We start from the raw sequence: 25,454 nt of genomic DNA on the forward strand, positions 1-25,454 counted from the left end.
CCGAACCTGCCCCGCCCAGACCCGACCCGCCCCGACCCCGACCCCGACCCGAGAGGGAGACCGTGACCCAGCAGGAGGAGTTCTCCGCACCGTGGCAGCTGCGGGCGGCCTTCGCCCGCTCGCTGTCCGACATGTACGGCCAGGAGGTGCCCGCCTACACGACGCTCCTGGAGGTGTCCCACGAGGTCAACGCCGACGTCGTGCGTGCCCGCGGCGCGGACGCCGAGCGGCTCGGCTCCATCGACCGCGTCACCGCCGAGCGGCACGGGGCCATCCGCGTGGGCACGCCCACCGAGATCTCGCAGGTGGCGCGCATCTTCGGCGCGATGGGCATGCACCCGGTGGGCTTCTACGACCTGCGCGACGCGTCCAGCTCGTCCGTGCCCGTGATCTCGACCGCCTTCCGGCCGATCGACCGCACGGAGCTGGCCCGCAACCCGTTCCGCGTCTTCACGTCCATGCTGGTGCCGGGCGACCGGCGGTTCTTCAGCGCCGACCTCCAGCAGCGGCTCGAGCGCTTCCTCGGCGCCCGCACGCTGTTCGGGCCCGAGCTGCTGACGCTGGCCGACCGCGCCGAGGCGGACGGCGGCCTCGCGGCGGGCGACGCGGCGACGTTCCTGCGCCTGGCGACGGAGGCGTTCGAGCTGTCCCGCGAGCCCGTGGACCAGGCCTGGTACCGCGAGCTCGAGGCCGTGTCGGCGGTCGCCGCGGACATCGGGGGCGTGCCCTCGACCCACATCAACCACCTCACCCCCCGCGTGCTCGACATCGACGACCTGTACGCGCGCATGGAGGCCCGGGGCATCACGATGATCGACGCCATCCAGGGGCCGCCGCTGTGGGAGGGACCCGACGTGCTGCTGCGGCAGACGTCGTTCCGGGCGCTCGCGGAGCCGCGGGCCTTCCGCACGCCGTCGGGCGAGGTCGTCCAGGACGCGCTGCGGGTGCGCTTCGGCGAGGTCGAGGCGCGGGGGATCGCGCTGACCCCCGCCGGGCGGGCGCGGTACGACGACGCGATCGTCCGCGGCGCGACGCCCGAGGTCTGGCGCGCGACGTTCCCGGACACCGAGGCCGGTCTCGTGGCCCACGGGCTCGGCTACTTCACCTACGAGGTGTCCGACGACGGGGCGATGCGGCGCGAGCCCGTCGTCTACGAGGACTTCCTGCCCCGCTCGGCGGCGGGCATCTTCCAGTCCAACCTCACCGACGAGGGCTCCAAGGACGCCGACCAGGCCGGCGAGGAGCGCGACGCCGACTGGATGTCCGGCGCCGTCGGCCGCGAGCTGCACGACCCGTTCGACCTGTACGCCGCCCAGGTGGCGGCGTCCCGCGACGCCGCGGCGACGCGCCTCGTCGTCGACCCCGAGTCCCTCGACACCACCTCCGTCACCACCTCCGTCACCACCCCCGACAGCACGCACGTCACCACCCCGACGAACCTGGGAGCACAGGCATGACCAGCACCGACACGTCCACGACCGCCCTCAGCCCGCTGAGCACTCAGCTGCGCGACGCCGCCACCGCGGCACTGGGCCGCGTCGGCGTCACGGCCCCCGAGCCGCCCGCGGCCGGCGGGCTGCCCGTCGTCTCGCCGCTGTCGGGGGAGCCGATCCTCACCCTGCCGGAGGCCGGCGCCGCCGACGTCGACGCGGCCGTCGCGGCGGCCGCGGACGCGTTCCGCGCCTGGCGTTCCGTGCCCGGCCCGGCACGCGGCGCCGTGATCAAGCGGCTCGGGGAGCTGCTCACCGAGCACAAGGCCGACCTGGCGGAGCTGGTGACGATCGAGGCCGGGAAGATCACGTCCGAGGCGCTCGGCGAGGTGCAGGAGATGATCGACGTCTGCGACCTCGCCGTCGGGCTGTCGCGGACGCTCGGGGGGCGGACGATGCCGTCCGAGCGGCCCGGCCACCGCCTCATGGAGCAGTGGCACCCGCTGGGCGTGGTCGGCGTCGTCAGCGCGTTCAACTTCCCCGTCGCCGTGTGGTCGTGGAACACCGCGATCGCGCTGGTGTGCGGCGACACCGTGGTCTGGAAGCCGAGCGAGAAGACGCCGCTGTCGTCCCTCGCGTCGAACGCGCTGCTGCGCCGCGCCCTCGCCGAGGCCGGGCACCCGGCCGCCGTGAGCACGGTCGTGGTGGGCGGGCGCGAGGCGGGGGAGGCGCTCGTCGCCGACCGCCGCGTCGCGCTGCTGTCCGCGACCGGGTCCGAGCGGATGGGCCAGCAGGTCGCGCCGGTCGTCGCCGCGCGCGGTGGCCGCTACCTGCTGGAGCTCGGCGGCAACAACGCCGCCGTCGTGGCACCGTCGGCGGACCTGGACCTCGCCGTGCGCGGCATCGTCTTCGCCGCCGCCGGGACGGCGGGCCAGCGCTGCACCACGCTGCGCCGCCTCATCGTGCACTCGTCGGTGGTGGACGACGTCGTCGCGCGCCTGCAGCGCGCGTACACCGGCCTGCCGATCGGCGACCCGCGGGCGGGCGGCACGCTCGTGGGCCCGCTGACCGACGCCGCGGCCCGCGACCGGATGCTCGCCGCCCTCGACGAGGCGCGCGCGGACGGCGGCACCGTCGTCGTGGGCGGCGAGGCGGTGGACGTCGACGGTGCTCCGGGCGCGTCCTACGTGTCGCCGGCCGTGGTCCGGATGCCGGCGCAGACCGACGTCGTGCGGCGCGAGACCTTCGGCCCCGTCCTGTACGTGATGGCGTACGACACGCTGGACGAGGCGATCGCGATGCACAACGACGTCCCGCAGGGGCTCAGCAGCGCGATCTTCACCATGGACGTCCGCGAGGCCGAGACGTTCCTGTCTGAGGGCGGCTCCGACTGCGGGATCGTCAACGTCAACATCGGCACCTCGGGGGCCGAGATCGGCGGGGCGTTCGGCGGCGAGAAGTCCACCGGCGGCGGGCGCGAGTCCGGCTCCGACTCCTGGAAGCAGTACATGCGCCGCGTGACCAACACCGTGAACTACTCCACCGAGCTGCCGCTCGCGCAGGGGGTCAACTTCGGCTGACCGGCCCGCGCCCGCCCGGCCGCCACCCGGCGCCGTGGGCCGCTGCCCACGGTGCCGGGGCGGATGACGGATGTCATGCGCACGTCGTGACAGACGACCCTGCTGGTCACAGGCTCGCGGGACCAGGATCGAGCCATGACCTCGAACCTGACGACACCCGCCCCGGCGCTCCTGCTGCGCGGGCTGCGCAAGGAGTACGCCTCGGCCGGCGGCCCGGTCCGGGCGGTCGACGGCCTCGACCTGGAGGTCGCCCGTGGCGAGGTGGTGGCCGTCCTCGGCCCCAACGGGGCGGGCAAGACCAGCACGATCGACATGGTGCTCGGCCTGAGCGCCCCGACGTCGGGCACCGTGCAGGTGTTCGGCGCCGACCCCGCTGACGTGATCGCCGCCGGCCGGGTGGCCGCCGTCCTGCAGACCGGCGGGCTGCTGCGCGACATCACCGTCGGTGAGACGGTGGCGCTCACCGCGGCGCTCTTCGGCAGGGCCGGGTCGCCGCGTCCGTACCTCGAGCGGGCGGGCATCGCCGACCTCGCCGGCCGGCGGGTGGGCGCCTGCTCCGGAGGCCAGCAGCAGCGGCTGCGGTTCGCGATGGCGCTGGTCGGCGAGCCGGACCTGCTGCTCCTGGACGAGCCCACCACCGGCATGGACGTGGCGGGCCGCCGCGCGTTCTGGGCCGCGATCCGCGCCGACGCCGCCGCCGGCCGCACCGTCGTGTTCGCCACCCACGACCTCCAGGAGGCCGACACGTACGCGGACCGCGTCGTGCTGGTCAGCCAGGGCCGGGTCGTGGCGGACGGCCCCACCGCCGACGTGAAGAGCCTCGCGTCCGGGCGCACCGTCGGCGCGCGGGTCGACGACGCCGGCGAGCGCGCCGACGTCACGGCCCGGCTGCGCGCGCTCGACGTCGTCGACGCCGTCGACCAGCGCGGCGCGCGGCTCCTCGTGCGCACGTCCGACTCGGACCTCGTGGCCCGCTTCCTGCTCACGCAGACCGTCGCGAGCGACGTCGAGGTCGCCGGCGACAACCTCGAGGGCGCGTTCGTGGCCCTGACCACCACCGCACCCACCACCGACGGAGCCCACCGATGACCGCCGCGACCACACCGACCACACCGACCGCCCCGACGTGGGGACGCACGTCCCGGGCCACGGGGACGGCGCGCGCGGTCCGCACCTACGTCGCCCTGGAGCTGCGCCGCACGCTGCGCCACCGGCGGACCCTCGTGTTCTCGATGGTCATGCCGCCCGTCCTCCTGTGGATCTTCGCCAGGCAGGACGTCTTCGCCACCCAGAGCGCGGGCAGCGGCAACGTCACGGCGTGGATCGCCGTGTCCATGGCGCTGTACGGGGCGATGGTGACCGCGACCGCGGGCGGCGCGGGCGTCTCCGCGGAGCGCGCGCAGGGGTGGACGCGGCAGCTGCGGCTCACGCCCCTGCGCCCGGCCGCGTACGTGGCCGTGAAGCTGGCCGCGGCGATGGTGGTCGGTGCCGCCTCGGTCACCGTGACGCTGCTCGTCGGATGGCTCGGCGGGGCCAGCATGCCCGCCGGCGCCTGGGCCGCGTGCGCGCTGCTGGCGTGGGTGGGCGCGCTCGTGTTCGCGGCGTTCGGGCTGTTCATGGGTTACCTGCTCCCGGCGGAGAACGTCATGCAGATCCTCGGGCCCGTGCTGGCGCTCCTCGCGTTCGGGGGCGGGCTGTTCATGCCGCTCGGGGCGGGTCGCTGGGCCGCGGTGGCGCAGCTCGTCCCGACGTACGGGCCGGCCCAGCTGGCGCACGTGCCGCTGGGCGGCGAGCTGACCGTGGCCGCGGTCGTGAACGTCGTGGCGTGGGCGTCGCTCTTCGCGGCCGGCACGGCGTGGCGGTTCCGCAAGGACACGGCCCGCGCATGAGCGCCCGCGGCGCCGGCACGTCGGTTGCCCGTGGCACGGTGGGAGGCGTGACCTCGACGACCTCGGCGTCCCCCGTCGGCGCGCCGACCGGCTCGCCCGGCCGCGCCACCGACCTGTTGTCCGGGACGAGGCGCCTCGGACCGGCGCTCGGCGTGATCTGGCTGGTCTTCCTCGCCGAACCGCTCGCGGCGGCGCTCGCGGCCGAGACGCCCGTCCGCCGTGGCCTGGGGGTCGCGGGCGTGCTGGGCGTCGCGGCGAGCTTCGCGGGCGTCTGCTGGCACCTGCAGCGCCGCGGCCGGGTCGGGGCTCGCACCGCCGTGCTGGTGCTCGTCGTGCAGACGGCGTGCGTGGTGCTGTCGTGCGTCGTGGTGCAGGAGCAGGGCCTGATGGGCCTCGTGTTCGTGTGCGTGACGTCGGTCTACTTCCTGCCGGTCGCCGCGTCCCTGTGGCTGGTCGGCGCGGGCGTCGTCGTGCAGCTGGCGCTGCCCCGCCTGCTGCCGGGCTGGGAGCCGGCCGACGGCAACGCGCTGGTGCTCGTCCTGGCCGCCGCCACGGTCTACGCGCTCGTCGAGCGGCTCCGGCGCCGGCGCGAGGCCCAGCAGCAGATGGCGGACCTCGCCGTCGCCCGGGAGCGCGAGCGCATCTCGCGCGACATGCACGACGTGCTCGGGCACACGCTCACCGTCATCTCGGTCAAGGCCGAGCTGGCCGCCAAGCTCCTGCGGGCCGCCGACCTGCCGGACGGCTCGCCCGCCGCCCGCGCCGCCGCGGAGGTGGCGGACCTGCAGGGGCTCGCCCGGTCCGCGCTCGCGGACGTGCGCGGCATGGTGTCCGGGTCGCGGCAGGTCACGCTCGCCGGCGAGCTGGCCGCCGCGCGGTCGGCGCTCGACGCCGCCGGGATCGCCGCGGAACTGCCGGGCGCCGTCGACGAGGTTCCGGCGGACCGCCGCGAGCTCTTCGCATGGGTGCTGCGCGAGGGCACCACCAACGTGCTGCGGCACTCCGGCGCCGCCCGGGTGGTGGTGACCGTGGACGTCGACGGGCTCGTCGTCGACGACGACGGGACCGGGCCCGCGCAGGACGCACCGCAGGACGGAGAGCAGGACGGAGAGCGCGGCGGGCACGGCCTCGACGGCCTGGCGGCGCGCGCCCGCGCTGCCGGCGGGCTGCTGGAGTCCGGTCCGAGCCCGCTCGGCGGGTACCGGCTCGCCGTGACCGTGCGGCCCGGTGCCGCCGTGCCCGGGACGAGTGCCAGGATCGACGCGTGATCCGACTGCTGCTCGCCGACGACCAGGCCCTCGTGCGCGGCGCGCTCGCCGCGCTGCTCGACCTCGAGACCGACCTGGAGGTCGTGGCCCAGGTGGGCCGCGGCGACGAGGTGCTCGACGCCGCCCGGGGCGCCGCCGCGGACGTCGCCCTGCTCGACGTCGAGATGCCCGGCCTCGACGGCATCGCCGCCGCGGGCGCCCTGCGGGAGCACCTGCCGACGTGCCGTTCGCTGATCGTGACGACGTTCGGGCGGCCCGGGTACCTGCGTCGCGCCCTGGACGCCGGGACGAGCGGGTTCGTCGTCAAGGACACCCCGGCCGAGCGGCTCGCCGACGCGGTGCGCCGCGTGCACGCCGGGCTGCGCGCCGTCGACCCGGATCTTGCGGTGGCGTCCCTGGCGGTGGGCGCGAGCCCGCTCACCGAGCGGGAACGGCACGTGCTGGCACTGGCCGCCGACGGCGGGACCGTCGCGCAGCTGGCGGGCGAGGTGTTCCTGTCGGAGGGGACGGTGCGCAACTACCTGTCCGCCGCGATCGGCAAGACGGGCGCCCGCACGCGGGCCGAGGCGGTGCGGGTCGCGCAGGAGAACGGCTGGCTCTGAACGGCACCCACGGCTCAGGGGCGTCGTCCGGGCGTGGTGGCCACGGCGATCGCGGCCACGGTCAGCGCCATCCCGACGTACTGCGACCCCGCGGGCTGCTCGCCGAGCAGCAGCGTGCCGAGGACCACGGCCGCGACGGGCTGCAGCAGCATGACGGCCGCCGCGCGGCCGGCGGGCAGCCGGACCGAGCCGTAGCCGATGAGGACGAAGGACAGCGCCTGGCCACCGAGCGCCACCGCGGCCAGCCAGAGCCAGCCCTGCGGCTCGAGGTCGAGGTCGATCCCGCCCTTCAGCACCCCGACGACGCCGACGACGACCGCGGCCGAGGCGGTCGCGAGGCCGGTCGGCGTGACGATCAGCCGACGGTCCGCGTCGCTCGCCGGCCGCACCAGGTAGAGGAACCCCGCGTAGCAGACCCCTGCCGCGGTGCCGAGGACCGCACCGCGCAGCGGGTGGGGTGCGGTCGGGTCCGCGGCGAGCAGGCCGCCGGTCAGGCCGAGGCCCGCGATCATGACCGGGAGCGCGACGAGGAACCGTCGCGTCAGGTGCTCGCCGTCGAGGACGCGCGCGAGGAGGGGGAAGACCACCACCTGCACCCCGATGAGCACCGTCGCGACGCCCGCGCCCGCGTCGAGGATGCTCTGGGTCCACATCAGGTAGTCCGCGCCGAGCAGCACCCCGGCGGCGAGCCCGAAGCGCACCATGCGGGCCGGGGGCCGGGCGAACCGGCGCCACTCCAGGAGCATCAGCGGGGCGAACGGCACCAGCGCGAGGGCGCAGCGCAGGAACGCCGCGGTGTCGGCGGTGGCGCCGGACAGCTTGATGAAGGTCGACGACGCCCCCACCAGCAGGCAGCCGAGCACGAGCGTCGACAGCGCGCGCGAGTCGGCGGAGCGTGCCACCGGCGGGCCGTCGGGCGAGGAGGGGGGTGTCGGACGTCGCACCGGGCGATCCTCTCAAGAGGGACGGACAGCCCTCCGCCAGGTCCGCGGCTTTGCGACAATGGGTGACGTGACCTCCACCCTCGAACCCGTCAGCACGCCGGCGCGCGTGCTGCCGCCGCTGCAGATCGGGCCCCTCACGGTCGACACCCCGGTGGTGCTCGCGCCGATGGCCGGGGTGACCAACCGTGCGTTCCGCACGCTGTGCCGCGAGGCGGGGGCGTCGCAGGGCTTCGACCCGGGGCTGTACGTGGCGGAGATGGTCACCAGCCGCGCGCTGGTGGAGCGCAACGTCGAGTCGCTGCGGATCGTGACGTTCGGCGACGACGAGACGCCCCGCTCCGCGCAGGTGTACGGCGTCGACCCGGCGACCGTCGGCGCCGCGGTGAAGATCATCGCGGGCGAGGACCGGGCCGACCACGTCGACCTCAACTTCGGCTGCCCGGTGCCCAAGGTGACACGCAAGGGCGGCGGCGCCGCCCTGCCGTGGAAGCGGCAGCTCTTCACCGACATCGTGCGCGCCGCCGTCGACGCGGCGGAGCCGTACGGCGTCCCCGTGACCGTGAAGATGCGCAAGGGCATCGACGACGACCACCTGACCTACCTCGAGGCCGGCCGCGTCGCGGAGTCGCTCGGCGTGGCCGCCGTCGCGCTGCACGCCCGCACCGCGGCCGAGCACTACTCCGGGACAGCGGACTGGACCGCCGTCGCGCGCCTCAAGGAGGCCGTGCGCAGCATCCCGGTGCTGGGCAACGGCGACATCTGGTCGGCGGAGGACGCGCTGCGCATGGTCCGGGAGACCGGCGCGGACGGCGTCGTCGTCGGGCGCGGCTGCCAGGGCCGGCCGTGGCTGTTCGCCGACCTCGCCGCCGCGTTCCACGGCTCCGACGTGCGGGTGCGCCCGGGGCTGCGCGAGGTGGCCGACACGATCTACCGGCACGGCCGGCTGATGATCGACTACTACGACGGCGACGAGGGCAAGGGCATGCGCGACCTGCGCAAGCACATGGCCTGGTACCTCAAGGGCTACGCGGCCGGGGGAGACGCGCGGCGCGCGCTGGCGATGGTCTCGACCCTCGCCGAGCTGCGCGAGCGGCTCGACGCCCTCGACCTCACGCTGGGCTACCCGGGCGCGGACGCCGAGGGGCCGCGCGGGCGCGCCGGCTCGCCCAAGCAGCCGCACCTGCCGTACGGCTGGCTGGACTCGCGCGACCTCGACGAGGAGTTCGAGGCCAGGCTCCGCGAGGCGGAGCTGAGCGTCAGCGGAGGCTGACCGCTCCCATCGCCTCGGCGGATGTCAGGCGCGGAGCCACACGGTGGTGTCGGCGGGCACGCGCACCTGCGGGTCCGCGGACCGGTCCGTGGCCACGGGGCCGGAGGAGAGCAGCACCTCGGTGCCGGCGGGCAGCACGACCGGCTCGGTGCCGAGGTTCGCGAGCACGACGACGTCGCGGTTGCGGTACGCGACGACGTCCGCCGAGCCGGCCCAGGCGTCGAGCCACGCGAGCCCGCCGTGGCCGAGCCCTTCGGCGCGGCGGGTGGCGAGCGCCGCGCGGTAGAGCTCGAGCGTGGAGCCGGCCACCCCGTCCTGCACGTCCGCCGCGTAGCGGGCGAACGACGCGGGCTGCGGGAGCCACGTCTCGCCGGTGGGGCCGAAGCCGTACCCGGGGGCGTCGGCCGCCCACGGCAGCGGCACGCGGCAGCCGTCCCGGCCGGCCTCGGCGCCCTCGGTGCGGAAGAAGGCCGGGTCCTGGCGCACCTCGGCGGGCAGGGCAGTGTGCTCGGGCAGGCCGAGCTCCTCGCCCTGGTAGAGGTAGGCCGAGCCCGGCATCCCCAGCATGAGGAGGGTCGCGGCGCGGGCCCGGCGCAGGCCGAGCTCCTCGTCGGGCTGCGGGTCGGTCGCGAACACGCCGTTCGGGCGCACGCCCGGGTCCGCCAGTCCCAGCCGCGACGGGTGCCGCACGACGTCGTGGTTGGACAGCACCCAGGTGGTGGGCGCCCCGACCTCGTCGTTGGCGCGGTAGGACGCCGCGACCACCCGGCGCAGCGCGGCCGCGTCCCAGCCCGTGGTGAGGAACGAGAAGTTGAACGCCTGGTGCATCTCGTCGGGGCGGACGTAGCGGGCCAGGCGGCTGAGCGGCTCGACCCAGGCCTCGGCGACCAGGCAGCGGTCGCCGTCGCACTCGTCCAGCACCTGGTGCCACTCGCGGTAGACCTCGTGCACGCCGTCCTGGTCGAACATCGGGCCCTGGTTGCCGGCCCCGGTGGACCCGTCCTCCGGCGCGCCGGGCTCGACGTCGCCGGTCGTCTCGTCGGCCGTGCCGTCCCCGGCGCCGGCGACCATCTCGACGTGCCCGTCCCAGTCGGGCAGGCCGTCGGCCTTGACGAGGCCGTGCGCGACGTCGACGCGGAACCCGTCGACGCCCCGGTCCAGCCAGAACCGCAGCACGTCGGCGAACTCGGCCCGCACCTCGGGGTGCGTCCAGTCGAGGTCCGGCTGGGTGGAGTCGAACAGGTGGAGGTACCACTGCCCGGGCGTCCCGTCCGGGTCGGTGAGGCGGGTCCAGGCGGGGCCGCCGAAGATCGACTGCCAGTTGTTCGGCGGCTCGTCGCCGCCGGGGCCGCGGCCGTCGCGGAACACGTAGCGGGCGCGCGCCGGCGAGCCGGGCGCGGCGGCGAGCGCCTCGGCGAACCAGACGTGCTGGTCCGAGGTGTGGTTGGGCACCAGGTCGACGATGACGCGGATCCCCCGGGCGTGGGCGCCGGCGAGCAGCTCGTCGAAGTCGTCCAGCGTGCCGAAGAGCGGGTCGACGTCGCGGTAGTCGGCCACGTCGTAGCCCGCGTCGCGCTGCGGGGAGCGGTAGAACGGCGACAGCCACAAGGCGTCGATCCCGAGCGAGGCCAGGTGCCCGAGCTTGGACGTCACGCCGGGCAGGTCGCCGATGCCGTCGCCGTCCGCGTCGGCGAAGGAGCGGGGGTAGACCTGGTAGATCACCGCGTCGCGCCACCACTCGCGGGCGGAGTCGCTGCCCGCGTGGACGACGGCGCCCGCGGCGACGAGCTCGTCCCGGGTGGCGTCGTCCGGGCGTCGGGTCGGCTGGGTGGTCGTCATCGAGGCATCCTCACCTGTCGGGTTGGTCGTTGGTACCGGCCCGCCAGTGTAAGCCTTGCTGCAACAGTTTCAACCCGGTGTGCGAAGCGGTCCGAGCGGTGCGCTCAGGCGCGCGGGGCCGCTCCGGTGGAGCCGCGCACGACGAGCTCCGGGCTGAAGAGCAGCTCGGTGCGCGGCGCCCGCTCGCCCTGGATCTCGGTGAGGAGCGCGCTCACGGCGGCACGAGCCATCGCCTCCACGGGCTGGCGCACGGTGGTCAGGGGCGGCTCGGTGAAGGCGATGAGCGGGGCGTCGTCGTAGCCGACGACCGAGACGTCGCCCGGTACGGTCAGCCCGCGGGAGCGCGCCGTGCGCACGGCGCCGAGCGCCATGAGGTCGGAGGCGCAGACGACGGCCGTGTGCCCCGAGTCGAGCAGCTCCGCGGCGGCGGCCTGCCCGCCCTCGAGGGTGTAGAGCGTGGAGCAGACGTGCTCCTTCGCGGCGTCCTCGTCGTCGGCGAGCCCGTGGCGCACCAGGGCCGTGAGGAACGCGGCGCGCTTGCGCTGGGCCGGTACGTACCGCTCCGGCCCGATGGCGAGGCCGATGCGGGTGTGCCCGAGGGAGACCAGGTGCTGCACCGCGACGTCCACGCTCGCGACGTCGTCGGGGGAGATGAACGGGGCGTCGATCCCGGGGGCGTAGCCGCCGACGAGCACGAGCGGGACCCCCTGGCTGCGCAGCAGCTCGTAGCGGGTGTGGTCGGCGCGGGTGTCGGCGTGCAGCCCGGACACGAAGACGATGCCGTCGACGTTGTGGTCCACCAGCGTGCTGACGTACTCGTCCTCCGTGGTGCCGCCGGGGGCGTGCGTGCACAGCAGCGGGGTGTAGCCGCGCTGGGCGAGGAGCGACTCGATCGCCTGGGCGAAGGCCGGGAAGACGGGGTTCGTGAGCTCCGGGACCAGGAGCCCCACCAGGCCGGCGGACCGCCCGCGGAGAGCCGACGGGCGCTCGTACCCGAGCACGTCGAGCGCCGTGAGGACGGCCTGGCGGGTGGAGCTCGCCACACCCGGCTTGCCGTTGAGCACGCGCGAGACGGTCGCGGTGGAGACGCCGGCCTGCTCGGCCAGGTCGCTCAGTCGGGTGCGCACCCGAGTGATCGTAAGGGACACCGGACCTCCTCGTCCTGGTCGCCGGGCCGTCGGGACGACGCCCCGCGTGGGGTTGCGCGCCGCTGCAAGCGCGTTGCTGAAATGTTATCGCAAGATCTTGCAAACCCGACGGCCGATACGTACGTTGTGGGCCAGCAGGGCCCCGGCGCGAGCCGACGGGCCGTCCACCCCACGACGACTGGGAGAACTCACGATGCGACGGAGCATCCTTCTTGCCTCCGCCCTGGCCACCACGCTGGCGCTGACGGCGTGCGGCAGCGGCGAGGGCACCGCCGGCGGGTCCGGCGACGAACCGGCCGACGACGCCGCGAGCGCGACGGCGCAGGCGTCCGGCTCGCTGACGGTCTGGGTCGACGAGACGCGCGAGGCCGCGGTCGAGCAGGCCGCGGCGGCGTTCGAGGACGAGACCGGCGTCGACGTCGAGCTCGTGCAGAAGAACTTCGAGGACATCCGCGCCGACTTCCTCGCGCAGGTCCCCACGGGCGAGGGCCCGGACATCACGGTCGGCGCCCACGACTGGCTCGGCGAGTTCACCGCGAACGGCGTGGTCGCGCCGATCGAGCTGGGCGACAAGGCGGGCGACTTCATCCCGGTGTCGGTGGAGGCGTTCACGCAGGACGGGCAGGTCTACGGCCTGCCGTACGCCATCGAGAACATCGCGCTCATCCGCAACACGGAGCTCGCGCCCGAGGCGCCCAAGACCTTCGACGACATGATCGCCGCGGGGGAGAAGGCCGGCACCAAGTTCCCGTTCCTCATCCAGTCGGACGGCGACAAGGGCGACCCGTACACCTACTACCCGTTCCAGACGTCGTTCGGCGCCCCGGTCTTCGAGCAGAACGACGACGGCTCCTACCGCCCCGAGCTCGCCCTCGGCGGCAAGGCCGGCGAGGCCTACGCCACCTGGCTGGGCGAGCAGGGCGAGGCAGGCAACCTCAGCACCGACATCTCCTACGACATCGCGGTCGAGGCGTTCGCGAAGGGCCGCTCGCCGTTCGTCGTCGGCGGCCCGTGGATGCTCGAGAAGTTCGGGGACCTCGACCTCGCCGTCGACCCCGTCCCGGCGCCGGGCGGCCAGCCCGCGCAGCCGTTCGCCGGCGTGCAGGGCTTCTACGTGAGCGCGCAGAGCGAGAACGCGCTGCTCGCCAACGACTTCCTCGTCAACTCCATGTCGACGCCCCAGGCGCAGACCGCGCTGTTCGAGGCCGGCGGCCGCCCGCCCGCGCTCGTCGAGGCCGCGGACGCGGCGTCCGAGGACCCGCTGGTCGCGGGCTTCCGCGAGGTCGGCGCCACGGCCGTGCCGATGCCGTCCATCCCCGAGATGGGCTCGGTGTGGTCGTTCTGGGGCGTCACCGAGGCGAGCATCATCTCGGGCAAGGCCGACGACCCGGCGGCCGCCTGGGACAAGATGGTCTCCGACATCGAGGGTTCGATCGGCTGATGTCGCGTGCCCGCTACCAGGGCGCCGTGACCGGCTCCGGGACGCGTCCCGGAGCCGGTTTCGCCGTCAAGCTCGTGCTCGTCGCGCTCGTGGACGCCCTCGGCGTCTTCGGCGTCCTCGCCGCCTGGCGTGCCGGCTCGTGGGGGATCCTCGCCGCGACGGTGGCGCTCCTCGCCGCCGCCAACTGGGTGTACTTCACCAAGCGCTCCCTGCCGCTGAAGTACATCCTGCCGGGGCTGGCGTTCCTGCTCGTCTACCAGGTGTACGTCGTCGGGTACACGGGCTACGTCGCCTTCACCAACTACGGCGACGGCCACAACTCCACCAAGGAGCAGGCGGTCGACGCGCTCCTCGTGCAGAACGAGCGTCGCGTCGAGGGCTCGCCGGCGCTGCCGCTGACGGTCGTGGAGTCGAGCGCCGGCGACCTCGGCTTCGCGGTCGTCTCCGGTGGCGAGGCGGAGGTCGGCACGGCCGACGAGCCGCTCGCGGCGGCGCCCGGCGCGACGCTGGATGGCGGGGTGGTGACGGCCGTGCCCGGCTGGACCGTCCTGGACCGCGCGACCGTGCTGCAGCGCCAGGACGAGGTCACGACGTTGCGGGTGCCCGTCTCCGCCGACGCCGCCGACGGGTCGGTGCGCACGCAGGACGCCCGCACGGGCTACGTCTTCCAGCCGGTGCTGGTCTACGACGAGGCCGCCGACACGATGACGGACGCGACGACCGGCGTCGTCTACACGCCGAACGACGAGGGACAGTTCGCCTCGGCCGACGGCGAGACGCTGCCCGTCGGCTGGCGCGTCACCGTGGGCTTCGAGAACTTCGCGACGGCGTTCGGCGACGACCGGTACGCCGGCCCGTTCGTCAAGATCCTCGCGTGGACGTTCGCGTTCGCCCTCCTGTCGGTGGTCACGACGTTCGCGCTGGGCATGTTTCTGGCGATGGTCTTCAACGACCCGAGGCTGCGCGGGCGGAAGGTCTACCGCACGCTGATGATCCTGCCGTACGCGATGCCGGGGTTCCTCGCGGCGCTGCTGTGGGCCGGCATGCTCAACACGAGCTTCGGGGTGGTCAACCAGGTGCTGCTGGGCGGGGCGTCGGTCCCGTGGCTCACCGACCCCTGGCTCGCCAAGCTGTCGGTGCTGGGCGTGAACCTGTGGCTCGGCTTCCCGTACATGTTCCTCATCTGCACGGGCGCCCTGCAGTCGCTGCCCGGGGACGTGTACGAGGCCGCGCGGATCGACGGCGCCGGCCGGTGGCGCACGTGGCGGTCGATCACGATGCCGCTGCTGCTGGTGGCGACCGCGCCGCTGCTCATCTCGAGCTTCGCCTTCAACTTCAACAACTTCACCCTGATCAAGATGCTGACGGGCGGCGGGCCGCGGTTCGACGACGCGTCCGTGCCGCTGGGGCACACCGACATCCTCATCTCGATGGTCTACAACGTCTCCGGGCTGGACGGGTCGGCACCGCGCGACTACGGCCTCGCCAGCGCGCTGTCCATCGTGATCTTCGTGGTGGTCGGGGTCGTCTCCGCCGTCGCGTTCCGCCAGACCCGCAAGCTCGAGGAGCTGAGCTGATGACGACGTCGACGCAGGCCCGGACGCAGGGTCTCGCGCGGGACCCGCAGCAGCTGCGGCACCGCATGCCGGCGGGCCGCTGGGCCCGCGAGCTGGGCTGGCGGCACCTCGTGGGCGTGGTGGCGATCCTGTTCGCCGTCTTCCCGATCGTGTACGTGGTGTCGGCGTCCCTGTCGTCCACGGGCACCCTGACCGGCTCGAACGAGCTGTTCGCGGACGTGAGCGGCGCCAACTACGCCGCGCTGGGGGCCACGAGGTTCTGGACGTGGATGGGCAACACGCTCGTCATCGGCGTCGCGACGGCCCTCGGGACGGTGCTCATGGGTGCCGCCGCGGCCTACGCGTTCTCCCGGTTCCGGTTCGCAGGCCGGCGCCCCGGGCTCACGGCGCTGCTGATCATCCAGATGTTCCCGCAGATGCTCGCCTTCGTGGCGATCTTCCTGCTGCTCATCTCCCTCGGCGAGGTCGTGCCGGCGCTGGGCCTGAACTCGAAGCTCGCGCTCATCTGCGTGTACCTGGGCGGGGCGCTGGGGGTGAACACCTTCCTCATGTACGGCTTCTTCAACACCGTGCCGCGCGAGCTCGACGAGGCGGCCAAGATCGACGGCGCCACGCACGCCCAGACGTACTGGACGATCATCCTGCGTCTGGTGACGCCGATCCTGGCGGTCGTGGCGCTGCTGAGCTTCATCAGCACGTTCGGCGAGTTCATCATCGCCCGGGTGGTGCTGCAGTCGGAGTCCAACTGGACGCTGGCGGTGGGTCTGTACGGGTGGGTGTCGTCGCTGCTCGAGGCCAACTGGGGCCTCTTCGCCGCGGGCGCGGTGCTGTCCGCGATCCCCGTGCTCGCGCTGTTCCTGTTCCTGCAGAAGTACATCGTGGGCGGCCTGACGGCGGGCTCGGTCAAGGGCTGACCGGGTCGGGTCGCCGCCCGCGGCCGTACCTGCGACGGCACCGGTACCGCCTCCGTTGTGGCGGTGGTCACAGCGGGGTCCTAGCCTGAGCGTCATGACCGACGACACGCGCTCCTTCGTCCCGGACCTCGCGCGGCTCACCGACGCCGCCGACGACTCGTTCTCCGTGCGCCGTGCGTACGGAGAGCCCTACGAGCACCAGGGTCAGCTCGTCATCCCCGTCGCCAAGGTGTGGGGAGGGATCGGCACCGGCGCGGGCGGGGGAGCGGGCACCGGCATGGGCCGGGGCTCCGGCAGCGGCGCGAGCAGCGGGTCCGGGCGCGGTACGGGCACGAGCTCCGGCGAGGGCGTCGTGCCCGGGTGGCGGCGGTCGTTCAGCGTCGGGGGGACGCCGGCGGCGGACCAGGCCGACGACGCCGAGGCCGCCGAGGGCACTGCGACGTCCGGCCAGGCTTCCGGGCCGTCGCACGGCTCCGCCCACGGCGACGCCAGCGGCGAGGCCCAGGGTGACGCCAAGGGCGAGGCCCAGGGCGAGCTGGGTGGCGAGGGCAGCGGTGAGGGCGCCGGCGGTGGCGGCGGCTTCGGGCTCCGCGTGAAGCCGGTGGGTGTCTACGTCGTGTCGGCGGAGGGCACCCGCTACCAGCCCGTGCTCGACCTGAACAAGGTGATCCTCGGCGGGCAGGCCGTCGGGATCGCGATCGCGCTCGCCGCAGGGTGGGCGATCGGGCGTCGCCGCCGCTGAGCCGACTCGTCGGCAGGCCGGCGGAGCCGCCCACCGACGAGAGGACCGCATGCCATGACCACGGGCAGTGCCCACCCCGACCTCCCGCACCCCGACGCCGCGCACCTGCTCGACGTGCCGCACCACGACGGTTCGCGGCTCTTCGTGCCGGCGGGCACGCCCGCGCCGGGGGACGTGGTTCCCGCGCGCGTGCGCGTGCCGAAGGGTGCCGGCGTCCGCGACGTGTGGCTGCGCACCGTCCTCGACGGCGAGCCGCGGATGACCCGAGCGCGCCGGGACGGCGGCGACGCGCACGAGGACTGGTACGCGGCGGACGTCGTGGTGCACCACCCCGTGACGTCCTACCGGTTCTTCCTCGACGTCCCCGGCGGCTACCGCTGGCTGGACGGCCGCGGGGTGCACGACCGCGAGGTGCCCGACGCCGCGAGCTTCCGCATGACCACCCACGCCCCCGCCCCGGCGTGGCTCACCGAGGGGCTCGCGTACCAGGTCTTCCCGGACCGGTTCGCGAGGTCACGGGCCGCGGACGACCGGGAGCCGCCCTCCTGGGCGGTGCCGGCGGCGTGGGACGACGAGCCCGCGGGCACCGGCCCGCTGGCCGGCACGCAGCTGTTCGGCGGCGACCTCGACGGCGTGGTCGACCACCTCGACCACATCCAGGCGCTCGGGGTGCGGACGCTCTACCTCACGCCCGTCTTCCCGGGCCGCTCCAACCACCGCTACGACGCCTCGACGTTCGACCACGTCGACCCGCTGCTCGGCGGCGACGCCGCCTACGCGCGGCTGGCGCACGCCGTGCACGCGCGGGGCATGCGGCTCATGGGCGACGTCACGACCAACCACACCGGCGACGGGCACGAGTGGTTCGCCCGCGCGCTGGCGGACCCGTCGTCCCCCGAGCATGCCATGTACCTGTGGGCGGGCTCAGGGCCGGACGTCGTGGCGGTCCCCGGGCGGCCGGGCTACGTCGGCTGGCTCGGGCACGGCTCGCTGCCGAAGCTCGACTGGAGCGCGGACGAGACGTGGCGGCGGATGATCACGGGCGAGGACGCCGTCGTCGCCCGCTACCTGCGCGAGCCGTTCGCCCTGGACGGCTGGCGGGTGGACGTCGCGAACATGACCGGGCGGTACGGCGCGGCCGACCGGGCGCGCGCGGTGGCGCGGGCGCTGCGGGAACGGGTCGTGGGTGAGCGGCCCGACGGCGCGCTCGTCGCCGAGCACTTCCACGACGCGTCGGCCGACCTCGCCGGCGACGGCTGGCACGCCAACATGAACTACGCCGGCTTCACCCGGCCCGCCTGGTCGTGGCTGGTGCCCGAAGGGTCGTTGGTGCCGTTCCTCGACCTGCCGACCGGTGTCCCGCGCCGGCCGGGCGGGGCGATGGTGGCCGCCATGCGCGAGTTCGCGTCCGCGGTGCCCTGGCAGGTCACGGCGGCGCAGTGGAACATGCTGGGCTCGCACGACACGCCGCGGCTGCGCACGCTCGTCGGGTCCCGCGAGCTCGTCGAGGTCGCCGCCGCGCTGCTGTTCACGTACCCGGGGGCGCCCGTGGTCTTCGCGGGCGACGAGGTGGGGGCCACCGGCACCAACGGCGAGCACGGCCGCACGACGATGGCGTGGGACCAGGCGGCCGGGGGCGGGCCGCGGTGGGACGCCGCGACCCTCGACGCCTACCGCTCCCTGTCCGCGCTGCGCGCGTCGTCGCGCGCGCTGCGCGAGGGCGGGCTGCGCTGGGCGGCCGTCCGCGACGACGCGGTGGCCTACCTGCGCGAGACGCCCGACGAGCGGGTCCTCGTGGTGCTCGCCCGGGCCCCGTGGGCGGGCGTGCAGCTGCCGGCGCACCTGCTGGCGCCGGGGGCGCAGCCCGAGCGGCTGTTCGGCGACGTGGCGCTCACCGCGACCGCGGGCGGCCTCTACGTCTCCGGCGAGGGTCCCGGCACGGGCGTCTGGCGCCTGGCCTGACGGCGTCGTCTCACCCCGCGGGGGCGAGACGACCGACCAGCGGCCGGGCCAGGGCCACCACCACCGCCACGACCAGCACGCCGAGGGCGGCCCCGGCGAGCACGTCGTGCACGTAGTGGACGCCGGCGGCCACCCGGGACCCCGCGACCAGCGCCGCCACCGGCACCACGAACCACCCGGACCGCGCGACGGCGAGCACGCACGCCGTCGCGCACGCGGCCGCCAGGACGGAGTGGTTCGACGGCCAGGACCAGTCCCCGGCCGGAGGGCAGGCGAGCACCGTCTCGACGGTGAGCGCGCGGCACGGCCGTTCCTCGGTGACCAGCAGCTTGACGGTCTCGCTGACCGCGTACGCGACGACCGTCCCCGCCCCGCCGGCCACGAGCACCCAGAACGCGCGCCGGTCGCGCAGCCATGCCAGGACGGCCAGCACGCCCGCGGCGGCGAGCAGGACGTACAGCCCGTCCTCGGCGACCAGCCCCGCCGTCGTGCCCAGCGCCGACGCCTCGGTGGACCCGGCGACCGCGGTGTAGAGCACGTCGCGGGCGGGGAAGGCCGCCAGCGCGAGGACCGCGAGCACCGTGACCGTCGCGACGACGGCACGCAGGGGACCGGCGGGGCCGGTGCGGTCGCCGTGACGGAGGTGGTGGTGCCGAGAGCTCATGCCGTGGCACGGTACGCGGCCCGCACGGGGTGCGCGTCTGCCCGTGGTCGGGTCCGGCGCTCCGCCCGTGGTCGTACCGTTCGCCCGGTTCGTCCGCCCCGGGGTGGACGGGCGGGCCGGCGTGGCCCGCGCGTCGGGGGCGCTCGATAGGCTGCATCCCGTGCAGACGTTCGAGCAGGGCGCGTTCGACCCCACGGTGGTCGGGACCTTCCCCCGCCCGGCACCGGGCGAGGAGGGGACCGCGTCCTACACCGACCACGACGTCGAGCGCTGGTTCGCCGAGCCGCCCAAGTCCAAGGCGCGCACGCCGTTCGAGCGCGACCGCGCCCGGGTGGTGCACTCCTCGGGCCTGCGCCGGCTCGGGGCCAAGACGCAGGTGCTGGGCCCGGGCAGCGACGACTTCGTGCGCACCCGCCTCACCCACTCGCTCGAGGTGGCGCAGGTGGGGCGCGAGATGGGCCGCGCGCTGGGCTGCGACCCCGACCTCGTCGACACCGCGTGCCTCACCCACGACCTCGGCCACCCGCCCTTCGGGCACAACGGGGAGCGGGCGCTCGCCGAGATCTCCGAGCCGATCGGCGGCTTCGAGGGCAACGCGCAGACGCTGCGCCTGCTCACGCGGCTCGAGCCGAAGGTCTTCGCGGACCGGTCGGCCGGCGGCCGCGGGGAGCCGGTGGGGCTGAACCTCACGCGCGCCAGCCTCGACGCCAGCGTCAAGTACCCCTGGGCGTACGGGCGCGGCCCGGCCCGGCCCGACGGGGCGATGACGCACAAGTTCGGCGTCTACCCCGACGACGCGCCCGTGTTCGCCTGGCTGCGCGAGGGCGCCCCGCAGGGCATGCGCTGCATGGAGGCCCAGGTCATGGACCTGGCCGACGACATCAGCTATTCCGTGCACGACGTCGAGGACGCGGTGGTGGGCGGTCGCCTGGACCTGCGCGTGCTCGACGACGCCGACGAGCGGGCCCGGGTCGCCGCCCACGTGCGCGCCTGGTACGGGGACTGGCACGAGACGGACGCGATCGACGCGGCGCTGTGCCGCCTGCGCGACACCGGGTACCTCGTCACCGACTTCGACGGCTCGCGCCGCGCGCTCGCGCACCTCAAGGACGCGACCAGCCAGCTCATCGGGCGGTTCAGCGGCTCCGCGCAGGACGCGACCCGCGAGGTCTTCGGCGACGGCCCGCTGACCCGGTACGCGGCCCGGCTGGTCGTGCCGGAGGAGACCGCCGCCGAGATCCTCGCCCTCAAGGGCGTCGCGGTGGCGTACGTCATGGCACCCCGCGAGGCGGAGCCCGTCTACGGCGCGCAGCGCGAGATCGTCGCGGAGCTCGTCGAGGTGCTCGCGGCGCGGGCCCCCGTCGCGCTCGAGCCGCCGTTCGCGGCCGACTGGCGCGAGGCGGCCGACGACGGCGAGCGCCTGCGCGTCGTCGTCGACCAGGTCGCCTCGCTCACCGACCTCTCGGCGCTGCAGCTGCACGCGCAGCTCGTCCGGCGGGAGCCGTGACCGGACGGGTCGTGACCCGGCTCAGGAAGGCTGCCGGATCAGGCCGGCCGCGGTGAACGCCCGCCCGTAGATCTCCCGGATCACCCGCTGCTTGCGGGCGTTGTACTCCTCCACGTGCTCGCCCGCGGCGCTCGCATGCTGAGCGGCGGCGAGCTTCGCGTCGCGATAGAGGTCGCGGTCCGCCGGGTGGGCGCGCAGCCAGTCGCGGAAGATCCGGTGCCGCATCGTCTCGGCGGAGTCCGGGCCGAAGACGTGCAGGTTGGTCCGCACGTCGGTGCCGCCGAACAGGCGGTGCCCGTACCACCACGGCTCGCGCACGCGCAGCACGAAACCGGCCCGGACGAGCGCGGGGACGTACCCCTCCTCGTCGTCGGGGTCGGCGACCGTCAGGTCGACGTCGACGACCGGCTTCGCCGGCAGGCCGGGCACCGCCGTGGAGCCGACGTGCTCCACGACGAGCGCCCTCGCCCCGAGCGCCTCGCGCACCCTGGCCTCGAGCTGCGCGAACACGCCCGCCCACCGGGGGTCGTGCTCCTCGAGCGCCACGTCGGTGCTCGGCGCGGCGCCGTCGACCCAGGGCGAGAGGCCTTCCGGCGCGGGGGCGTCGCCGAACGTCACGATCTCGAGCGGTGTGGGCATGCCGGCAGCGTACCCACGCCGGAGGCGTTGGTCGCGGAGCCGGAGGCGTCAGTCGGCGGAGCCGGCGTCGGCCATCCAGGCGTCGCTGGCGCGCTGGACGTCCGCCGCGGTGACGTGGTCGGCCACCTGGGCGAAGAACCACCGCTGGCCGGCCGGGCAGCGGACGGCCGCCTGCCGGAACCCGGGGAACCAGTCGCCGGGTTCCTGGGTGCTGCGCGCGCCGGCCGCGACGGCGCGGGCGTGCGCGGCGTCGGCGTCGTCGACGTACAGGGTGAAGGAGCCGGTGGTCGGGCCGTCCGGCTCGGGGGCGACGGCGCCCTCGGACGGGAACGCGGCGGCGACGGTGAACGTGGACGCCCCGCGCGACGACGTCACGCGCAGGTCGGAGTGGATGATCGTGTCGCCGGCGGTGATCGTGTCGATCACCTCCGCCCCGAGGCCGGCGACGTAGAAGTCGATCGCGGCGCGGGGGTCGGCGGCGGTGACGTTGGGGTGCAGCGTGGACAGGTCCATGGTTCCTCCGGTTGCTCGTCGTCGGCGTGGACCTCTCCATGCTGGTGTCGGCGGCCGGTGCCAGTCTTGGAGGAATGCGACAGGTGTTCGAACTGGAGAAGCGGCCGACCGCGTCGACGCGCGGGATCGTCGACCCGTCCGCGGCGCGCGGCGGGTTCGAGCTCGTGCGCCTGGCCCCGGCCCCGGACCTCGCCGACCTCGTGGAACGGCACTGGGTGGTCCGCTGGGACCTCCCGCCGGGGGAGGAGTTCACGCAGGTCGTCGTCCCGCACCCGAACGCCAACGTCGTCGCCGAGGCCGACGGGTTCGCGGTGCACGGCATCCCGGCCGGGCTGTTCTCGCGCACGCTGCACGGCTCGGGCGCGGTGCTCGGCACCAAGCTGCGGCCGGGTGCGCTGCGGGTGCTGCTCGGGACGCCGGACGCCGTGCGGCCCGGCCTGGTGCTCCCCGCGGCGGCGCTCGCGGCCGACGGGGGCGAGGGGGCCCGCGTGGCGGACGTCGAGGACGCCGGGCGGCGTGCCGTGGCGGCGGCCCGGGCCGGGGACGACGTCGGCGCGGTCGCCGCGGTCACCCCGCTGCTGCGGGCGGTGGCGGGACGTCGGCGCTCCGCCCGCTCGGGCGTCGCGCTGGCCCGCGTCGCGCGGGTGCTGGGCGGCGTCGTCGGGGGAGAGCTGGGCCCGGACGCGGGCGTCGCCGACCTCGCGGCGCTGGCGGGCACGACGCCGCGCTCGCTGCAGCGGCTGTTCGCCGCCTGGGTCGGGGTGAGCCCCAAGTGGGTGCTGCAGCGCCATCGCGTGCACGTGGCCGCGGACCTCATCGCCGCCGACCCCGGGTTCCCGCTCGTGGACGTCGCCGCGGCCGTGGGCTACTACGACCAGGCCCACCTGAGCACCGACTTCGCCCGGGCGATCGGCACGACGCCGGCGGCCTACGCCCGGCGCTGCGCGGCGTCGCGGGCCGCGGTCTCGCCCCTCGTCCCGACGCCCGGCCCGCGGGCATAGACTCCGACCCGTGGCGGGGTTGATCAAACGTGATGACGTGGAGGCGGTGCGCGACCGCGCACGGATCGACGAGATCGTCTCGGCGCACGTGACGCTCAAGCCCGCCGGGGTCGGGTCGCTCAAGGGGCTGTGCCCGTTCCACGACGAGCGCACGCCGTCGTTCCACGTGCGCCCCGGGGTGGGCCGCTGGCACTGCTTCGGCTGCGGCGAGGGCGGCGACGTCATCTCCTTCGTGCAGAAGATCGACGGCATGGCCTTCGCCGAGGCGGTCGAGTACCTGGCCGACCGGGTGGGCGTCCAGCTGCGCTACGAGGACTCGCGCACGGGCACCGCGTCGGGCCCGGCCCGCCGCGAGGAGCCGGGCCGGCGGCAGCGGCTGCTCGAGGCGCACCGGGTCGCCGCGGAGTTCTACGCGGAACAGCTGTTCGCCCCCGGGGCCCAGGCGGCGCGCGCCTTCCTCGCCGAGCGGAGCTTCGACCGCGCCGACGCGGAGACGTTCGGCGTCGGGTACGCGCCCACCGGGTGGGACGCCCTGCTGCGGCACCTGCGCGGTCGCGGCTTCACCGAGCCGGAGCTGGTCGCCTCGGGCATGGTCAGCCAGGGGCAGCGCGGGGTCTACGACCGCTTCCGGGGGCGGCTCGTGTGGCCGATCCGTGACGCGACCGGCGCCGTCATCGGCTTCGGGGCGCGCCGTCTCTACGACGAGGACCAGGGGCCCAAGTACCTCAACACCCCCGAGACCACGCTGTACAAGAAGTCGCACGTGCTCTACGGCATCGACCTCGCCAAGCGCGCCATCGCGCAGTCCAAGCGCGTGGTCATCGTCGAGGGGTACACGGACGTCATGGCGGCGCACCTGTCCGGGGTCGACACCGCGGTGGCCACGTGCGGCACCGCGTTCGGCGGCGACCACGCGAAGGTGGTGCGCCGCCTCCTCGGCGACACGACGGCCGGCGGCGGGCTCCAGCTCGCGTCGGGCGCGTCGCTGGGCGGCGAGGTCGTGTTCACGTTCGACGGCGACGCGGCCGGCCAGAAGGCGGCGGTGCGGGCGTTCGGCGAGGACCAGCGGTTCCACGCCCAGACGTTCGTCGCCGTGGAGCCGAGCGGCATGGACCCCTGCGACCTGCGCATGGCGCGCGGGCCGGAGGCGGTGCGGGCCCTGGTGGACGCCCGGGTGCCGCTCTTCGAGTTCGTCATCCGCACCACGCTGGACCAGTTCGACCTCGACACCGTCGAGGGGCGCATCGGTGCGCTGCGCACGGCCGCGCCGCTGGTCGCCGGCATCCGCGACCGGTCGATGCAGCTCGGGTACGCGCGCAACCTGGCCGGCTGGATCGGCATCGACACCGAGGAGGTGCGGAGGGAGGTCGGGCGTGCGGCCTCGACGCCCACGCGCGCCGCCCGCCCGGACGACCGGCCCGCCCGCCGGCGGGACGCCGACGCCACGGACGCGGCCGGTGGCGCGCCGGCGGTCCCGGTGCTCGCCGCCCCCGACCCGCGCGACCCGGTCGCGCGGCTGGAGCGGCAGGCGCTGATCGTCGTGCTGCAGTACCCGCAGCACGTGCCGGCGGCCTTCGACGACCTCGGCGAGGACGCCTTCGGGGTGCCCGCGTGGCGCGCCGTGCACGCCGCGGTGCGTGCGGCCGGCGGTGCCGGGACGGGGCGCACGCTGGGTGGCGGACGGTGGGTGGAGTCGGTCGTCGAGCAGGCGCCCGAGGCGGTGGCTCCGCTCGTCACCGAGCTGGCGGTGGCGCCGGTGCCCGAGGACCGCGAGAACGTCATCGGCACCTATGTCACGGGCATCGTGCACGCCGTGCTGGACCTGGGCCTCACCCGGCGGCGCGCGGACGCGATGAGCCGCCTGAAGCGCATCGGGGCCGACCCGGACGCCGACGCCGCCGAGCTCGCCCGGCTGCAGCAGGAGCTGCTGGCCATCGAGGCCGAGCGCCGGTCGCTGCGCGAGAGCGCGTAGCGGGCCGAGCGCGCCGGCCCGGGTCCCGGCTCCGGCGCCGGCCCCCGGCGTCAGGCGCCGGCGACCCCGTGCAGGCGCGCGTGCAGCGCCCTGACCTCGTGCTCCAGCTCGGGCGCCGGCCCGCGGACGGCGACGCCGGGGGCGACGGCCTGGACGGGCAGCGGCGCGACGGGTCCGGGCGCGACGCCCCACTCCCGCAGCCAGCCGGTGAGCTGGGCGGTGCTGGCCGCGTACACGATGGTGCCGAGCCCGACCCAGGCGTGCGCCGCGCTGCACATCGGGCAGTGCTCGCCGGAGGTGTACACGACGGCGTCGCGGCGCTCGGCCGGGGTGAGGTGCGCCGCCGCCCAGCGCGCGATCTCGAGCTCGGGGTGCCGGGTGTCGTCGCCGCCCGCGACCCGGTTGCGGTCCGTGAACCGGACGGTGCCCTGGGCGTCGACGAGGAGGGAGCCGAACGGCTCGTCGCCGGCCTCGAGCCCCTCGCGCGCCAGCTCGACGCAGCGGCGCAGCTGGGTCAGGTCGTCGGGGGTCACGGTGCTGATGTCGTTCACG

Annotated in this window: 22 protein-coding genes; 15 read left to right on the forward strand and 7 right to left on the reverse strand. The window is 75.2% G+C overall.

The window, feature by feature from the left end; genetic code table 11:
• Positions 1-62 precede the first annotated feature (62 nt).
• From hglS to IEW03_RS05940, 6 genes are all read left to right on the forward strand, one after another.
• A complete protein-coding gene (gene hglS / locus IEW03_RS05915; RefSeq protein WP_188522713.1) occupies positions 63-1,457 on the forward strand; it encodes a 2-oxoadipate dioxygenase/decarboxylase in 1,395 nt (464 codons plus the stop codon).
• On the forward strand, positions 1,454-3,010 hold the full coding sequence (gene amaB, locus IEW03_RS05920; protein WP_188522714.1) for an L-piperidine-6-carboxylate dehydrogenase: 1,557 nt from the start codon (positions 1,454-1,456) through the stop codon (positions 3,008-3,010). The genes hglS and amaB overlap by 4 nt, the downstream gene beginning before the upstream one ends.
• A 135-nt stretch (positions 3,011-3,145) precedes the next feature.
• The gene (locus IEW03_RS05925) at positions 3,146-4,099 is read left to right on the forward strand and encodes an ABC transporter ATP-binding protein (RefSeq protein ID WP_188522715.1); all 954 of its coding nucleotides are present in this window, start codon (positions 3,146-3,148) and stop codon (positions 4,097-4,099) included.
• A complete protein-coding gene (locus IEW03_RS05930; RefSeq protein WP_188522716.1) occupies positions 4,096-4,899 on the forward strand; it encodes an ABC transporter permease in 804 nt (267 codons plus the stop codon). The genes IEW03_RS05925 and IEW03_RS05930 overlap by 4 nt, the downstream gene beginning before the upstream one ends.
• 47 nt (positions 4,900-4,946) lie before the next feature.
• Positions 4,947-6,167 carry a sensor histidine kinase gene (locus IEW03_RS05935; RefSeq protein ID WP_188522717.1) on the forward strand — a complete coding sequence of 407 codons (1,221 nt, stop codon included), beginning with the start codon at positions 4,947-4,949 and terminating at the stop codon, positions 6,165-6,167.
• The gene (locus IEW03_RS05940) at positions 6,164-6,769 is read left to right on the forward strand and encodes a response regulator transcription factor (RefSeq protein ID WP_188522718.1); all 606 of its coding nucleotides are present in this window, start codon (positions 6,164-6,166) and stop codon (positions 6,767-6,769) included. Before IEW03_RS05935 ends, IEW03_RS05940 begins: the two co-directional genes overlap by 4 nt.
• Before the next feature lie 14 nt (positions 6,770-6,783).
• Here the strand turns inward: IEW03_RS05940 and IEW03_RS05945 are convergent, their stop codons facing one another.
• On the reverse strand, positions 6,784-7,713 hold the full coding sequence (locus IEW03_RS05945) for a DMT family transporter (RefSeq protein WP_188522719.1): 930 nt from the start codon (positions 7,711-7,713) through the stop codon (positions 6,784-6,786).
• Positions 7,714-7,771: 58 nt separating this feature from the next.
• On the opposite strand from IEW03_RS05945, the gene dusB reads away from it, so the two are divergent.
• Positions 7,772-8,983: a tRNA dihydrouridine synthase DusB gene (gene dusB, locus IEW03_RS05950; protein WP_188522720.1), complete on the forward strand. Its 1,212-nt coding sequence runs from the start codon at positions 7,772-7,774 to the stop codon at positions 8,981-8,983.
• Between the two features lie 24 nt (positions 8,984-9,007).
• Here dusB and IEW03_RS05955 read toward each other — a convergent pair whose 3' ends face one another.
• Positions 9,008-10,822: a glycoside hydrolase family 13 protein gene (locus tag IEW03_RS05955; protein WP_188522721.1), complete on the reverse strand. Its 1,815-nt coding sequence runs from the start codon at positions 10,820-10,822 to the stop codon at positions 9,008-9,010.
• Between the two features lie 104 nt (positions 10,823-10,926).
• Positions 10,927-11,949 carry a LacI family DNA-binding transcriptional regulator gene (locus IEW03_RS05960; RefSeq protein ID WP_229737600.1) on the reverse strand — a complete coding sequence of 341 codons (1,023 nt, stop codon included), beginning with the start codon at positions 11,947-11,949 and terminating at the stop codon, positions 10,927-10,929.
• A 214-nt stretch (positions 11,950-12,163) separates the two neighbouring features.
• On the opposite strand from IEW03_RS05960, the gene IEW03_RS05965 reads away from it, so the two are divergent.
• The 5 genes from IEW03_RS05965 (at position 12,164) to IEW03_RS05985 (ending at position 18,606) form a co-directional block, all read left to right on the forward strand.
• Complete coding sequence (locus IEW03_RS05965) at positions 12,164-13,411, forward strand: sugar ABC transporter substrate-binding protein (protein ID WP_188522723.1); 1,248 nt, start codon at positions 12,164-12,166, stop codon at positions 13,409-13,411.
• Positions 13,411-14,988: an ABC transporter permease subunit gene (locus tag IEW03_RS05970; protein ID WP_188522724.1), complete on the forward strand. Its 1,578-nt coding sequence runs from the start codon at positions 13,411-13,413 to the stop codon at positions 14,986-14,988. The genes IEW03_RS05965 and IEW03_RS05970 overlap by 1 nt, the downstream gene beginning before the upstream one ends.
• Positions 14,988-15,902, forward strand: coding sequence for a sugar ABC transporter permease (locus IEW03_RS05975; protein ID WP_371870594.1), 915 nt, complete (start codon positions 14,988-14,990; stop codon positions 15,900-15,902). The genes IEW03_RS05970 and IEW03_RS05975 overlap by 1 nt, the downstream gene beginning before the upstream one ends.
• Before the next feature lie 94 nt (positions 15,903-15,996).
• Positions 15,997-16,644 carry a hypothetical protein gene (locus tag IEW03_RS05980; RefSeq protein ID WP_188522725.1) on the forward strand — a complete coding sequence of 216 codons (648 nt, stop codon included), beginning with the start codon at positions 15,997-15,999 and terminating at the stop codon, positions 16,642-16,644.
• Positions 16,645-16,698: 54 nt separating this feature from the next.
• A complete protein-coding gene (locus IEW03_RS05985; protein WP_188522726.1) occupies positions 16,699-18,606 on the forward strand; it encodes a glycoside hydrolase family 13 protein in 1,908 nt (635 codons plus the stop codon).
• A 10-nt stretch (positions 18,607-18,616) separates the two neighbouring features.
• On the opposite strand, the gene IEW03_RS05990 is transcribed toward IEW03_RS05985, so the two are convergent.
• Entirely contained in the window at positions 18,617-19,270 is a 654-nt protein-coding gene (locus IEW03_RS05990) for a phosphatase PAP2 family protein (protein ID WP_188522727.1), read from the reverse strand.
• Positions 19,271-19,466: 196 nt separating this feature from the next.
• On the opposite strand from IEW03_RS05990, the gene IEW03_RS05995 reads away from it, so the two are divergent.
• Positions 19,467-20,777 (forward strand): deoxyguanosinetriphosphate triphosphohydrolase, encoded by a 1,311-nt coding sequence (locus IEW03_RS05995; protein WP_229737641.1) that lies wholly within the window; start codon positions 19,467-19,469, stop codon positions 20,775-20,777.
• A gap of 21 nt (positions 20,778-20,798) precedes the next feature.
• On the opposite strand, the gene IEW03_RS06000 is transcribed toward IEW03_RS05995, so the two are convergent.
• Together IEW03_RS06000 and IEW03_RS06005 are read right to left on the reverse strand one after the other, a co-directional pair.
• Positions 20,799-21,416, reverse strand: a complete 618-nt coding sequence (locus IEW03_RS06000; RefSeq protein ID WP_188522729.1) for a GrpB family protein — start codon at positions 21,414-21,416, stop codon at positions 20,799-20,801.
• A 48-nt stretch (positions 21,417-21,464) separates the two neighbouring features.
• The gene (locus IEW03_RS06005) at positions 21,465-21,929 is read right to left on the reverse strand and encodes a VOC family protein (protein WP_188522730.1); all 465 of its coding nucleotides are present in this window, start codon (positions 21,927-21,929) and stop codon (positions 21,465-21,467) included.
• 83 nt (positions 21,930-22,012) lie between these two features.
• On the opposite strand from IEW03_RS06005, the gene IEW03_RS06010 reads away from it, so the two are divergent.
• Both IEW03_RS06010 and dnaG read left to right on the forward strand, forming a co-directional pair.
• Positions 22,013-22,930 (forward strand): AraC family transcriptional regulator, encoded by a 918-nt coding sequence (locus IEW03_RS06010; protein WP_188522731.1) that lies wholly within the window; start codon positions 22,013-22,015, stop codon positions 22,928-22,930.
• 10 nt (positions 22,931-22,940) lie between these two features.
• Positions 22,941-24,902 carry a DNA primase gene (gene dnaG, locus IEW03_RS06015; protein WP_188522732.1) on the forward strand — a complete coding sequence of 654 codons (1,962 nt, stop codon included), beginning with the start codon at positions 22,941-22,943 and terminating at the stop codon, positions 24,900-24,902.
• Positions 24,903-24,952: 50 nt separating this feature from the next.
• On the opposite strand, the gene IEW03_RS06020 is transcribed toward dnaG, so the two are convergent.
• A complete protein-coding gene (locus IEW03_RS06020; RefSeq protein ID WP_229737603.1) occupies positions 24,953-25,453 on the reverse strand; it encodes a nucleoside deaminase in 501 nt (166 codons plus the stop codon).
• Between the last annotated feature and the right edge of the window lies 1 nt (position 25,454).

The sequence above is a fragment of the Isoptericola cucumis genome, from assembly GCF_014635665.1.
Taxonomy (GTDB): domain Bacteria; phylum Actinomycetota; class Actinomycetes; order Actinomycetales; family Cellulomonadaceae; genus Isoptericola; species Isoptericola cucumis.

Excerpts from the sequence above, each read along its gene's own strand:
- amaB (WP_188522714.1), top strand. The coding sequence starts at position 1,454 with ATGACCAGCACCGACACGTCCACGACCGCCCTCAGCCCGCTGAGCACT.
- IEW03_RS05970 (WP_188522724.1), top strand. The coding sequence starts at position 13,411 with ATGTCGCGTGCCCGCTACCAGGGCGCCGTGACCGGCTCCGGGACGCGT.
- IEW03_RS06005 (WP_188522730.1), bottom strand. The coding sequence starts at position 21,929 with ATGGACCTGTCCACGCTGCACCCCAACGTCACCGCCGCCGACCCCCGC.
- dusB (WP_188522720.1), top strand. The coding sequence starts at position 7,772 with ATGGGTGACGTGACCTCCACCCTCGAACCCGTCAGCACGCCGGCGCGC.
- IEW03_RS05980 (WP_188522725.1), top strand. The coding sequence starts at position 15,997 with ATGACCGACGACACGCGCTCCTTCGTCCCGGACCTCGCGCGGCTCACC.
- IEW03_RS06000 (WP_188522729.1), bottom strand. The coding sequence starts at position 21,416 with ATGCCCACACCGCTCGAGATCGTGACGTTCGGCGACGCCCCCGCGCCG.
- IEW03_RS05975 (WP_371870594.1), top strand. The coding sequence starts at position 14,988 with ATGACGACGTCGACGCAGGCCCGGACGCAGGGTCTCGCGCGGGACCCG.
- IEW03_RS05965 (WP_188522723.1), top strand. The coding sequence starts at position 12,164 with ATGCGACGGAGCATCCTTCTTGCCTCCGCCCTGGCCACCACGCTGGCG.
- IEW03_RS05955 (WP_188522721.1), bottom strand. The coding sequence starts at position 10,822 with ATGACGACCACCCAGCCGACCCGACGCCCGGACGACGCCACCCGGGAC.
- IEW03_RS05930 (WP_188522716.1), top strand. The coding sequence starts at position 4,096 with ATGACCGCCGCGACCACACCGACCACACCGACCGCCCCGACGTGGGGA.
- IEW03_RS05985 (WP_188522726.1), top strand. The coding sequence starts at position 16,699 with ATGACCACGGGCAGTGCCCACCCCGACCTCCCGCACCCCGACGCCGCG.
- IEW03_RS05925 (WP_188522715.1), top strand. The coding sequence starts at position 3,146 with ATGACCTCGAACCTGACGACACCCGCCCCGGCGCTCCTGCTGCGCGGG.
- IEW03_RS05990 (WP_188522727.1), bottom strand. The coding sequence starts at position 19,270 with ATGAGCTCTCGGCACCACCACCTCCGTCACGGCGACCGCACCGGCCCC.